This is a genomic window from Epilithonimonas sp. 33E (genome assembly GCF_059372615.1).
The window spans coordinates 1,820,994-1,834,225 of sequence record NZ_CM182009.1 but is presented as its reverse complement, the minus strand read 5'-3'; the positions used below and the strand labels follow the sequence as shown (position 1 = coordinate 1,834,225).

General features: G+C 34.0%; 12 protein-coding genes and 1 tRNA gene. 9 read left to right on the top strand and 4 right to left on the bottom strand.

The window, feature by feature from the left end; genetic code table 11:
* Positions 1–139 precede the first annotated feature (139 nt).
* Genes AC5P2S_RS08430 through AC5P2S_RS08420 form a run of 3 tightly spaced genes read left to right on the top strand, consistent with a single transcriptional unit; the run spans position 140 to position 3,878 of the window.
* Positions 140–1,600 carry a glycoside hydrolase family 30 protein gene (locus AC5P2S_RS08430; RefSeq protein ID WP_494556949.1) on the top strand — a complete coding sequence of 487 codons (1,461 nt, stop codon included), beginning with the start codon at positions 140–142 and terminating at the stop codon, positions 1,598–1,600.
* A gap of 15 nt (positions 1,601–1,615) precedes the next feature.
* A complete protein-coding gene (locus AC5P2S_RS08425; protein WP_494556948.1) occupies positions 1,616–2,401 on the top strand; it encodes a glycoside hydrolase family 16 protein in 786 nt (261 codons plus the stop codon).
* Between the two features lie 37 nt (positions 2,402–2,438).
* Positions 2,439–3,878, top strand: a complete 1,440-nt coding sequence (locus tag AC5P2S_RS08420) for a glycoside hydrolase family 30 protein (RefSeq protein WP_494556947.1) — start codon at positions 2,439–2,441, stop codon at positions 3,876–3,878.
* A gap of 45 nt (positions 3,879–3,923) precedes the next feature.
* On the opposite strand, the gene AC5P2S_RS08415 is transcribed toward AC5P2S_RS08420, so the two are convergent.
* Entirely contained in the window at positions 3,924–4,430 is a 507-nt protein-coding gene (locus AC5P2S_RS08415; RefSeq protein WP_494556946.1) for a hypothetical protein, read from the bottom strand.
* Positions 4,431–4,607: 177 nt separating this feature from the next.
* Entirely contained in the window at positions 4,608–5,711 is a 1,104-nt protein-coding gene (locus AC5P2S_RS08410; protein WP_494556945.1) for a M14 family zinc carboxypeptidase, read from the bottom strand.
* A 341-nt stretch (positions 5,712–6,052) separates the two neighbouring features.
* On the opposite strand from AC5P2S_RS08410, the gene AC5P2S_RS08405 reads away from it, so the two are divergent.
* From AC5P2S_RS08405 to AC5P2S_RS08390, 4 genes are all read left to right on the top strand, one after another.
* Positions 6,053–7,105, top strand: a complete 1,053-nt coding sequence (locus tag AC5P2S_RS08405; protein WP_494556944.1) for a TerC/Alx family metal homeostasis membrane protein — start codon at positions 6,053–6,055, stop codon at positions 7,103–7,105.
* Between the two features lie 303 nt (positions 7,106–7,408).
* Complete coding sequence (locus AC5P2S_RS08400) at positions 7,409–7,930, top strand: helix-turn-helix domain-containing protein (protein ID WP_494556943.1); 522 nt, start codon at positions 7,409–7,411, stop codon at positions 7,928–7,930.
* Positions 7,931–7,952: 22 nt separating this feature from the next.
* Positions 7,953–8,024 (top strand) — tRNA-Arg (locus AC5P2S_RS08395).
* 37 nt (positions 8,025–8,061) lie between these two features.
* Positions 8,062–10,257 (top strand): B12-binding domain-containing radical SAM protein, encoded by a 2,196-nt coding sequence (locus tag AC5P2S_RS08390; protein ID WP_494556942.1) that lies wholly within the window; start codon positions 8,062–8,064, stop codon positions 10,255–10,257.
* A 38-nt stretch (positions 10,258–10,295) separates the two neighbouring features.
* On the opposite strand, the gene bamJ is transcribed toward AC5P2S_RS08390, so the two are convergent.
* Both bamJ and AC5P2S_RS08380 read right to left on the bottom strand, forming a co-directional pair.
* Positions 10,296–10,730, bottom strand: coding sequence for a BamJ family beta-barrel-assembly machinery protein (gene bamJ, locus AC5P2S_RS08385; protein ID WP_494556941.1), 435 nt, complete (start codon positions 10,728–10,730; stop codon positions 10,296–10,298).
* Positions 10,731–10,798: 68 nt separating this feature from the next.
* Positions 10,799–11,506, bottom strand: coding sequence for a DUF6261 family protein (locus AC5P2S_RS08380; protein ID WP_494556940.1), 708 nt, complete (start codon positions 11,504–11,506; stop codon positions 10,799–10,801).
* 372 nt (positions 11,507–11,878) lie between these two features.
* Here AC5P2S_RS08380 and AC5P2S_RS08375 point away from each other — a divergent pair, with 372 nt between their 5' ends.
* Positions 11,879–12,502, top strand: a complete 624-nt coding sequence (locus AC5P2S_RS08375; RefSeq protein ID WP_494556939.1) for a hypothetical protein — start codon at positions 11,879–11,881, stop codon at positions 12,500–12,502.
* 4 nt (positions 12,503–12,506) lie between these two features.
* Positions 12,507–13,205, top strand: a complete 699-nt coding sequence (locus tag AC5P2S_RS08370) for an HNH endonuclease (RefSeq protein ID WP_494556938.1) — start codon at positions 12,507–12,509, stop codon at positions 13,203–13,205.
* Positions 13,206–13,232 lie beyond the last annotated feature (27 nt).

Below are 13,232 nucleotides of genomic sequence, written 5' to 3'. Positions count from 1 at the left end.
CAAAAACCTCTTTCATTTTTTTCACATTCAATTAACATCAATTAAGCTTCTCTTTTAAAAAGAGAGCTGTATTGGAAAATCTAAATTATTTCAATACAATTTTCTTTGGAAGCTGTTGATTTTCAATAAATCTATTAAAATGTACAATAATAAAATTTTCCCTAACAAGTTATTTTTCTTAGGAATTACGTTTTTTTCTCTCCTGTTTTGTCAAAGCAGCAGTGTAGATGAACAAGCCAATCCTCCCGGTGACAATGGAGAAGATAATGGAAATTATACTTCTGCATCATTTTGGCTGACAAAAGCAGATGAAACGGTTAAACTTCAAAAGCAAAACGATATTTATTTCAAAAATGCTTCTAATAATTATCAAACGATAGATATTGACTCAGAGCAGAAATATCAAATGATTGACGGTTTTGGCTATACCTTGACAGGTGGTAGCGTTCAGGTAATCAATCAATTATCAGCATCAAAAAAAGAGGAATTGCTTCAGAATCTTTTTTCCAATAATGAGAATTCAATCGGAGTAAGCTATCTCAGACTAAGCATCGGTGCATCTGACCTTAACGCAGAAGTTTTTTCTTATGACGATATGCCTGCAGGACAGACAGATCCTTCACTTTCTCAATTTTCATTAGCAAAAGATCAGGCAGTGATTGATATGCTTAAAAAAATCCTGACAATCAACCCAAATATCAAAATCATTGCAACGCCCTGGTCACCACCGGTTTGGATGAAAGATAACGGAAGCAGTGTTGGTGGCAGTTTATTACCTCAATACTATAGTGTTTATGCTCAATATTTTGTAAAATACATACAGGCGATGAAAGCGCAGGGAATCACTATTGATGCTATCACACCTCAGAATGAACCTTTGCATCCGGGGAACAATCCAAGTATGTATATGACTTCTGCACAACAAGGGGAATTTATTAAAAATCATTTGGGACCTGCTTTTCAAACAGCTAATATCAGCACTAAAATTATTCTTTATGATCACAATTGTGACAAGCCGGATTATCCAATGAACATCTTAGCAGACGCTGAAGCTGCAAAATATGTTGATGGCTCAGCTTTTCACCTTTATGCTGGAAATATCTCAGTTTTAAGTAATGTACATTTAGCATACCCAAACAAAAACTTATATTTTACAGAGCAATGGACGGGTGCTAATTCTTCATTTTCAGGAGATTTTGTTTGGCATACTAAAAATGTCATCATTGGCTCTATGAGAAACTGGAGCAAAGTAGCACTGGAATGGAATATTGCTAATGATGCTTCATTTAATCCTCATACAACAGGCGGTTGTACAGAGTGTAAAGGCGCCATTACAATTAATTCAAGTGAAGCTTTTACAAGAAACGTAGCTTATTATATCATCGCTCAGGCTTCTAAATTTGTTCCTCAAAATTCTCAAAGAATTGCATCAACGCAGCCGGGAAATCTGAGTTCGGTTGCATTTACAAGACCCGATGGAAAGACAGCTTTGATTGTTCTGAATGAAGGTGATACTACCGAAAATTTTAATATCAGATTTAAAAATAAAACCGCAGTTACATCATTAACGCCAAAGTCTGTCGCAACATTTGTCTTTTAATTTCAAACAATTAGTATGAAAAGAGTTTTTTCTATTTCTAATATTATTTTGTTGTCTATAGCAATATCCTGTTCCACAGCAAAAGACAAAAGAGAGTTGATTTTTCAGGATGAATTTAACGGAGCGATGATTGATCCTTCAAAATGGACATTCGAAGTGGGAGGCGATGGTTTTGGTAATAATGAGCTTCAGTTTTATACCAAAGACCGGAAAGAAAACGCTAGAGTAGAAAACGGAAATCTCATCATAGAAGCCAGAAAAGAAAAATGGGAAAAGAATGATTATACTTCCGCAAAGTTAATTACAAAAGAAACTTTCCCTTTTCAGTATGGAAGCATTGAATTGCGAGCTAAGTTACCAAAAGGAAAAGGAACATGGCCAGCTATCTGGATGCTAAGTAAAAATATCAAGGAATGGCCGGATGACGGGGAAATCGACATAATGGAACATGTTGGTTATAACGAGGGTTTTGTCCACGGATCTGTTCATACCAAAAAGTACAATCACATCATCGGAACTCAGAAAACTGATACGATTATTGTGAAAGATGCAACCAGCCAATTTCATGTTTATAGAGCTGATTGGACTCCTGACAAAATAGAAATGTTCGTAGATAACAAAAAGTACTTTACTTACATCAATTCAGAAAAAACTTACGATGCTTGGCCATTTGATCAGCCGTTTTATTTGATTCTTAATCAAGCTGTCGGCGGTAATTGGGGTGGGAAAGAAGGCGTCGATTCGGGGATTTATCCTCAGAAATTCTTAATCGATTATGTAAGGATTTATAAATCAAAATAACTAAAATACAATTCTATATTTTATAGATTTTCATCTAATGAATAGATTAATTTTATCTTGCTTTTTGACAGGAATGATCATTAATGCCAATGCGCAGAATTACTGGAAAAAAGGAATGAAAGAGGGTAGAGTCATCATGACTTCCAAAAAAAATAACGAAAAATTTGCCAAGAAAGCGAATGCCAAATTCATAGATTTTCCGCAACCTAAAGAAACCGACATCTGTGTTTTCGTAGATCCGGATTTCAAATACCAGAAACTGATAGGATTTGGTGGTGCCATTACAGACGCGTCTGCTGAGGTTTTTGCTAAACTTCCAAAAGAAAAACAGAAAGAATTGATCGAAGCTTATTATGGGAAATCCGGTTTGGGGTACAACGTTATCAGAACCAATATGAATTCTTGTGATTTTTCCAGCGACAGCTATACTTATATAAGAGATAATGACACTTCGTTAAGCTCATTCGATATCAAGCACGATGAACAGTATAAGATTCCATTGATAAAACTAGCACAACAAGCTATCGATCCAAAAGATTTCAGATTTTATTTCAGTCCGTGGAGTCCGCCAGCGTGGATGAAATCGAATAATAATATGCTGAAAGGCGGGCGTCTTTTGGATAAATATTATCAGGTTTGGGCCAATTATTATATCAAATTCATTCAGGAATATGAGAAAAGAAATATCCCGGTCTGGGGACTCAGTGTTCAGAATGAACCAATGGCGACTCAAACCTGGGAATCTTGCCTTTATACAGCGGATGAAGAGGCCAAATTGCTAAGAGAAAATCTTGGTCCGGCATTGTGGAAAAATGGCTACAAAGATAAAAAAGTAATTATCTGGGATCATAACAGAGACCTGATGTATCAACGCGCTACAACCACTTTACAAGACCAGGAAACTTCCAAATACGCTTCCGGTATTGGTTATCACTGGTATGAGACGTGGAATAACAAATCGCAATTATTTGATAATGTGGCTGAAACTTACAGAGCTTTTCCTGACAAATTCCTGATTTTCACAGAAGGTTGCAAAGAACAATTTGATTTTTCTAAAATTTATGATGTAAGCTTAGGCGAATTGTATGGACGAAATATGATTAACGATTTCAACAAAGGAACTTCTGCCTGGACAGACTGGAACATTCTTTTGGATGAAAAAGGTGGCCCCAATCATGTGGGTAATTTTTGTTTTGCACCAGTTATCGCAGATACCGGAAAAGGGGAGTTGCATTACACTTACGAATATTATTACATTGGGCATCTTTCAAAATACATCAAACCCAATGCTCGGCGTGTAGGAAGTTCTACCAACAAAGACTTCTTATTATCAACAAGTTTTATGAATGAAAATGGGGAACTGGTCGTTGTAGTGATGAACGAAGGTAATACCGACACAGATTTTAATTTATGGATCGAAGGAAAATCTTCCAAACTTTCGGCCCCGGCACATTCTATACAGACTATAGTTTTATAAATTATATATTTTTAAGGGTAATACAGCAGTTTTTAGCTGCTGTATTTATTTTAAATGTTTACAGTCAGTTGGTGTTAATCGTCTTCCTTTGGAATAATTAATTGCTTTGGATGAAACGTAAACTTGTTTTGGAGAATTATTATTTGAATAACTGCCGATTCCTTCAAGCAAAACACCGCTATCCTGTAAAAAGTAAACTTCGCGTTCACTTGTCGTACCTTCAGACATAAACTTATAATTCAGTTTCAAAGTATCGCCGGAAACGGTTCCGGAAACGTCACCGGTTGAAGAATCTTTTTCAAAATTTTTGTATGTCAATTTACCGGAAACTTTTCCGTTAACAATTTTATAGGACAATGTCATAGAATCTTTAGCCAACACATTCATGTAACAATAATCAACATTTTCTTTTGTAGAAATCTGATTTTTTTCATTATCAGGAATGGCTAACGTATCAGGTTTTCGGTTTTCAACATTCAGTTGTTTGCCGTCATTTTTTTCACAAGAATGGATAATTGTAACGCCTGATAGAATTAAAATAATTTTTTTCATAATAGCTTATTTTGTGACAGAATAAAATTAGAAAATATTATACCAAAATATCACATAGAAATAGTGTCGGAGTATGCTCGGTTTTGAAATTATAAAATGTCCTATAATTTATATTATGTTAAATAGAGTATATAATCAACTCATAAAAAGCTGATTAATAAAAGTTAAATTACTGATTTATTCTATAACGAAATCGACCAATGATTCAAGTTTTGGAAATCTTTTTTGTGAAATAAATTTCTTATCTGTACAGTCAATTTCCTGCCAGCCTTTTTTATGATTCAGATCACCAACTTCAACAACGTATGGCTGATAAGTCAGATTATTATTTTCATCAAGAATTTCTCTATATTGTATGGCGATATCCAAAATACATTCGAATTCTGTATTGAGCCTGACATTCCTGTAGATCAGATCAAAATGAGATTCTTTGTTCTGAGGAATGTCAAAATAAGTTTCATAGCTCAATGTGTCACCTTTAAGGACTGACATTGCCTTTAAAGCAAAATATAAAGCTTGAGTATAAAATTCCCGAGTCTTACCCCGTTCCAAATCATTTTCAAAATATCCACCTTCAAACAATATTGCAGGTATCCCGGCTTTCATAAAATTATCACCACTGGATGTTGGGTAAAATTCGTCTGTATATTTGGCAATCCTGTCAGGGAGAATTTGTTTCATCTGCATATAGATCGCAGCGATTACAGCCATACTTTTTTTTCTGTTTTCTGTGATATCACGATCAGCATTTTCCGATGGCGCCAAAAATGATAACGTTGCAGGATGTTTTCCATCGGTCGTAAAAATTGTTCTCTGATCATGAAGATTCAAAAGATAGCTGTAATTATTATTGAGAATTAATGATTTCAGTAATTTCATTTCAACACTCGAAGTCCTCAAGAAATCTCTGTTGATATCGATGTCAAAAGCATTTCGTCTTGTCCAGGCTTCAGAACCATCAGGATTCAGCATAAAGATGAAATCTAACTGTATTAATTCAAATAATTTCTCTTTCAGTTCCGGATGCTTTTCAAATATAGCTAATAGATCCAGCATTGCCAAAGTCGCTGTAGATTCGTTACCGTGCATTTGCGACCAGGCAGCAACCTTGATGTTACCTTTTCCGAGGGTCATCATGTAGATAGATTTCCCGAGACTGGATTTTCCTACCTCTTTGATGTAATCGCTGTAATTGTCCTGTAAGTAAGAAAATAATTTTTCAGGGGAAATATAGCGTTCTGGGAAGTTTACATTTTTAAAATAAGGGAAACTGAAATTCATTTTTACGGTATTTGATTTTTCACAAAAATAACATTTAATCACAAATATCAATGTTTACATTTGTAAAATGATTAAACATTGACAAATGTCACTTTGTCTGTTGATTATTTTGTGGAATACATTATTTTTAATCTATTTTCATATAATTTTAAATATCAATATTTTATGGATTTTAAATTAAGTAATTATTTATATTTACTTTAAGTATAGAAATAGTGTTGGTTACTAATTTGTTCAGGAATTCACTAAACAATTTTCCATACATTTATTACTGTTTTTTACAAATGTACAACGCATTAAATCACAATTAATTCGCTATTTTTGTCCATTAAAAAGTTATGATGAGCAACGAAATTCTATTTCTTTCAGGATTTTTGGTATTTATAATTACGATACTACTTTTAGATCTGGGCATTTTTAATAAAAAGGATTCTGCAGTTTCTCTTAAACAAGCCGGGTTGATGAGTGTTTTCATTATTCTGTTATCACTAGGTTTTTATATCCTACTCACCTATTACGGCCATCTGATTCATGGGATAGACAGTATGGAAAGACTACAGGAGATCGTAGCAAAGCACAAACATCCTATAAAAATTGTACCCGGGAATCTGGAACATAGCATAATGGTATATGACAAAAACCTGGGATTGGAGTTTCTTACAGGTTATCTGGTAGAATATGCTTTATCGGTCGATAATATCTTTGTCATTCTTCTTGTCTTCAGCGGATTCGGAGTTGCACCGCGTAATTATCACCGGGTTCTTTTTTGGGGAATTTTTGGGGCAATTGTAATGCGTTTTCTCTTTATATTTATAGGAGCAGCACTGATTCAGAAATTCGAATGGATAATGTATGTCTTTGGAGCATTTCTGGTTTATACAGGGATTAAAATGTTTATTGACAGAAATAAGGATGAAGAAATTGATCCACAGCATCATCCGGTTGTCAAATTTGCACAAAAGCATTTTAAGGTTCATAATCAGTTCGTTGGGAATAAATTCTTTGTGGTCGTTGATGGAATCAAGAAAATGACACCTTTATTCCTTGTATTAATTATCATAGAATTAACGGATTTAATCTTTGCGGTTGATAGTATACCGGCGATTTTTTCTATAACCAAAGATCCTTATATCGTGTTCTTCTCAAACATATTTGCAATTATCGGGTTAAGATCTATGTTCTTTCTTTTAGCCGGGATTGTTAATAAGTTCAGGTTTTTAAAAATTGGTTTGGCTGCGTTATTAGCGTTTATAGGTCTGAAAATGATTTTTCACCATTACCTGGAAGATATTGGTTTCGGGACTTCAGAATCATTAATCGTGATCATGTCAATTCTTCTGTTAAGCATAGGTACATCCCTACTCTTTCCAGAGAAAAAATCAAAAAATGCTTAAATCTTTAGGCTTAAAATTTGAGACATTTAAAAGACTTCAAGCTTCCTTTTAGGAGGCTTTTTTTATGGTCTAAATCAAAGTTTTCAATGCTTCATGTTGTAATATTTATCTTTTTCACATTATCCACATAAATATTGAGATTATAATTCTTTTATTCACACTTATCCACAAATAATAATATAACTAGTTAAAAACTAAGCATTTATAATTAATAATCTTATCAATTTAATTTGTTTACAAAAGTAAATAATATGAAATTACGCTTGTAACATTTCTTATCACTTAATTTATTACATTTGTAAAATGGAATTTAATGATAGAATTACAAAAGTTATCGAATATACAGAGCTTACTCCCGCTGAGTTTGCTGAAGAGATAGGTGTACAACGTTCAAGCATTTCGCATATCATTTCCGGGAGAAACAAACCCTCTCTCGATTTCATTTCTAAAATAAAAACTAAGTTTCCAGAACTTGAATGGGAATGGCTAATTACAGGTTTTGGAGAAATGCTTATTAATAAGGAAGAAAATTCTCCTACAACTATTCAATCTATTGAAGAAAGTAAGCCTGTAAAAAAAACATTACCGGATTTATTTTCGTTAATCGATGATGAAAATTTTGGAAAGGAAGAAAACGAATTAAAATCTCAAAAAAATAATAACTCATCAGAATCGAATATTTCCGCACCTTCTATAGAAAAGAAAAATATAGCCGATTCTCAGCGATTAGAAAATTTTGATGAAAAGCAAGACAATTCATCAAAAAAAATCAAAAGAATTGTATTTTTTTATCAGGACGGAACTTTTGAAACTTATGAAAATTAGTTAACTTTAACTCCATCATTTTGGCCTCATAGTTCAACGGATAGAATAGAAGTTTCCTAAACTTTAGATCCAAGTTCGATTCTTGGTGAGGCTACAAATTTATAAACCTTAACTTTGCCGAAAATAATCTTTTGAAAGACCTTCTACTGATCACCCCGCCTTTCACCCAGCTTAATACGCCATACCCGGCGACAGCTTACATCAAAGGTTTTCTGAATACGAAAAACCTATCAAGCTATCAAATGGATTTGGGAATTGAAGTGATATTGGAGCTGTTTTCCAAAGAAGGCATCCAAAAGGTTTTCAATACTGATATCGATTTTCACCATGCTTCCGAAAACTCTCAAAGAATCTTTGCTTTACGTGAAGAATATATCAAAACCATAGATCAGGTCATTCTCTTTTTACAGAATCAGAACCCTACATTAGCAAGACAGATTTGTTCTATGAATTTTCTTCCGGAAGCTTCCCGATTCAATCAATTAGATGACATGGAGTTTGCCTTTGGAAATATGGGATTGCAGGATAAGGCAAAACATTTGGCAACATTATATCTGGAAGATCTTTCCGATTATATTGTAGAAAATATCGATTCCGATTTCGGATTCAGCAGATATGCGGAGCGATTGGGAAAAAGTGCCAATTCTTTTGATGAATTATATTCTAAAATTAATGCAGATCCAACTTTCATCGATGATTTTACATTAAAGATTCTTAAAGAAAATCTGGAACTGGTTCAGCCAAAGCTGGTTTGTTTTTCGGTGCCGTTTCCTGGGAATTTATATTCCGCTTTCCGATGTGCAAAGTTCATCAAAGAAAATTATCCGAACATCAAAACTGCAATGGGCGGTGGTTTCCCGAATACAGAACTCAGAGAAGTTAAGGATGTGCGCGTATTTGAATTCTTTGATTTTATCACTCTAGACGATGGCGAATTACCATTGGAATTGGTTTACGAAAATATTTCTCATTCTGAACATTGTGAAAAATCTCAATACAAAAGAACTTTCCTATTGGAAAATGATGAAGTTGTTTATAAAAACAATTCCAACAGACACGATTATAAACAATCCGAAATCGGAACGCCTGATTATTCGGATCTTCAACTGAACCGATACATTTCTGTCATCGAGGTGGCTAATCCAATGCACAGTTTGTGGAGCGACGGGCGTTGGAACAAGCTGACAATGGCGCACGGCTGCTATTGGGGCAAGTGTACCTTCTGTGATATTTCATTAGATTATATCAAGATTTATGAACCGATCTCTGCCAAAATACTGGTGGACAGAATGGAGCAACTGATTCATCAAACTGGTGAAACAGGTTTTCATTTTGTAGATGAAGCTGCTCCTCCAGCTTTGATGAGAGAAGTCGCTTTGGAAATTCTTCGCAGAAATCTGGTCGTGACTTGGTGGACGAATATCAGATTCGAAAAAAACTTTACTCAGGATTTATGTTTTCTCTTGAAAATATCCGGCTGCATTGCTGTTTCCGGAGGATTGGAAGTTGCCAGTGACCGGTTATTGAAACTGATTGATAAAGGTGTTTCTGTAGAACAGGTCGCCAAAGTCACACGTAATTTTACCGAAGCTGGTATTATGGTTCACGCTTATCTGATGTATGGCTACCCGACTCAGACCGTTCAGGAAACAGTCGATTCTTTGGAAATGGTTCGTCAGTTGTTCGAGATGGGAATTCTGCAAAGTGGTTTTTGGCATCAGTTTGCAATGACAGCACACTCTCCTGTCGGCATTAATCCAGAAGAATTTGGAGTGACACCAATTAAGCAGGAAATTAAATTTGCTAATAATGACATTGATTTTATGGATAAAACAGGAATCGATCACAGCCAATTTAGTTTTGGTCTGAAGAAATCTCTGTTCAATTATATGCACGGCATCAATTTCGAAATCCCTTTGCAGGATTGGTTTGATTTCAAAATCCCGAAAACGACTATTCATCCGGATTATATCCACGATTGTTTGTTGGAAGATGAGAATTTCATTTTCAAAGGCAATTCTAAACTGATTTTCCTGGATAAAAATGTCATCGCAAAAGATATCATCAAAACAAAAAAAGGCAACTCCTGGGAATTGAAACAGATTACCTTTCATCTCAAAACCAATATCGTAAAGATAGAGCTGGACAAAGACAAAGCTGATTGGCTGATTAAGATCCTGGAAGAAAATTCAATAGAAAATCCAAAAAAAATCACTCTGCAACAATTGAAGAATCAGTTTGAAGAACAGTTTGAAGATTTTGAATTGTTCTGGTTTTCAAAACCAATTCAGCAACTCAAAGAAAACGGAATCATCCTAAGTCTATAACATAAAAAATCCCGAAAATTAGTTTCCGGGATTTATATTTACTTGATGCCTAAAAGTTCCACTTCAAAGATCAAAGTGCTGTTAGGTCCTATCTCTTTGCTGATCTGCTCTTCGCCATAGGCAAGATTTGGTGGCAGGGTCAGTCTCCATTTGCTGCCAACCGGCATCAGTTGCAAACCTTCTGTCCAACCAGAGATCACACGGTTCAATGGAAAAGATGCCGGCTTCCCACGTTTTACTGAGCTGTCAAAAACCGCTCCCGTAATCGTAGTGCCGTGGTAATGAACCGTTACCGTATCCTTCGCTTTTGGTTTAGCACCCTCGCCTTCTGTGATGATCTCGTATTGCAATCCGCTTGGCAGGGTTACCACGGCTTCCTTAGCAGCGTTCGTTTCCATATAAGCTTTGCCATCGTTCAGGTTTTTCTCAGCCAAAGCTTTTTTCTTTTTTAGTAATAAATCTGCAACTCCCATAATATCTGTTTAAGGACACAAAAATAAGGTTTTAAAAATAAAAGTAGTCACACAAGAGCGCTTAGTTATTACTGAGGAGGATTATTATCTTGAGAACTATTTGGGAGATCCGAATTCTTCGCCGCTTTTACCAACTCATTGACATCGGCATAGAAAAGTTTCCAATCGGTGACATCTTTCATTGCGGTGATAAGGTTGAGGAAAGATTTCAAAGACCTTTCCAGATCTTTGCGGATTCCTGATGCTGTTTTCTGATTTCGAAGATCGGCATTAGCCGTTGCCTGTTCTGCAAATAATGTCTCGAAAGCAGTTTGTTTCGTTTTCATATCATTGAAAGCGGCAGTAAGCGATAATTCGGTCATCTTTGCAATATTTTCCGGTTTTTCCAGTTCCTCAATCAGCTTTTTCATCTGGGCGGTTTGGGAGGAGTAGCTCAACTTGTACAGCTCCAGACCAAACAATTTGAAAATCTGATACAGGTCTTCTGCATATTGATAGTTAGCAACCGAGGATAACTTTCTGTACCCATTTAAGAATCCTTTCAGATCAGAGAATGCATTATCTCTTTCTTTATCCGCTTGAGCAACCGAATCACCTTTGCCACTGTAGATTTGTTTAGCATAAACTGCGTCATAATCTGCATATTTCAGTTTGAGATCTGTCAATAATGGATGAGCGGTGATGACAGCATAATTTCCAGACTCTGAAACATTGATGGTTCTTTGGCTAAGTGTAGCCAAATCTTTGGTACTTAACTTTGATAGTGTAATTTTCATACATTTAGTGTTTTTGTTGTTAATTATTTAGTTTTTTACACATTTTAAATGTATAAAAATATTCTTTAGTCACAAAACTATAGTTGGGAAACAAAAGTAAAAGTCATTTTGTTACAAAACGAAGGTTCTCTAACTTCCGTCAAAGTTGTTTGGTTACAAAACCCTCGTTTGGAAACCAAAGTAAAAGTTGTTTTGTTATAAAACTAGGGTTTTGTGACTTCCGGCGGAGTTGGGTTGGTTTCAAGTGGAGGGTTGGGAGGTTTTGATTTTTCAGTAGAAATACTTATTGATGAGATATTTAGTCTGATTATTTTTGGGTACGGAAAACCGTAAGAAAGCAAAAACGAAATATTATATTTTTGAAATAAAAAAATGGTTAAGAAAAAAAATAATGAAAAAGTTCAAATATCATTAACTGATTTTATAGAATATGTTTCGAAAGTAGGTACCACTAAATTTACAAAAGTTAAAGAAATAAAAAATCGTGAGCCATATCACCCTGCATTTGATTTTTGGAAACCATTAAGAGAAAAGATTATAGAGATTCATAAGGAGCGGAAGAATAAAAATTTGCTTGATGAAGTTTTAAATGATTTGACTGATAAAAACAAAATAAATCTATATCCTAATCTTATTTCGCAGTACAAATCATTTATAGGAAGAAAGAAGATTGAATGGATAGAGCCTCCATTTGAAGATTGGATTATGAGTGATTTAAGAATTAGAATAAATCCAGAAATTGGTTTATTTATAAATGATAAACCGTATATTATTAAATTATATTTCAAGTCTGAAGCATTATCAAAAGCTAAAGTTGATTTAATTTTACTTATGATGAACGAAAATTTAAAAAAAGGAGAATATGTAGATGCCAATTTTGCAGTACTTGATATAAATAAAAAGAAACTTTATGAAAACTGTCCATTAGACAAAGTACACCTTAGTCTACTTGAAGGAGAAGCATTGAGTTTCTTAAAGATATGGGATAACTTATAATAAAATGAAAATAGAAGAATTGGATAGCTATACAGTAGCTAGAGTTTTGCATGCATATTTAGTAGAAGAAAAAAGTCACAGATTAATTCAAAGTGAAATACTTGATTTACCAGCCCCATCAAATGGAGGTGGCTATATTGCCATGGAGATTCTACACTACTTTAATATTAAAGGAGATTCTAAAGGTTTACTAAAAAATAATTTAGATAATATTAAAAATCTTAATTCAGAAGTAAAAGAAATTTTAAATAGTTTTTATTCAATCCAAGAGGAAGTAAAAAACTTAATAGAACGGAAACCTATAAATCCTAAAAATAAAGATACTGAAAGATTACAGTTAGTTAAATCTAGAATATATCAAGATGTTTTAAAAGATTACGTTTCTGAAAACTACACAAATTGTTGTGCATTATGTGAAATAGACCAACCAGAATTACTAGTAGCAAGCCATATTATTCCTTGGAGTTTTGATAAAAATAAAAGGTTAGATTTAGATAATTGTATTCTTCTGTGTAACTTTCATGATAAACTATTTGATAAGGGTTTTATAAGTTTAAATGAAGATTTAAATTTAATAATATCTAAACAGTTAAGTAAGAATGTCTCTCATTTGTTAGATAATAATACTTTTAAAATTCCTCAAGAAGATATTCCTAATTTAGAGTATTTAAAATTTCATAGAGAAGAAATATTTAGAAAATAAAACTAAATAATAATAGATTACATATCA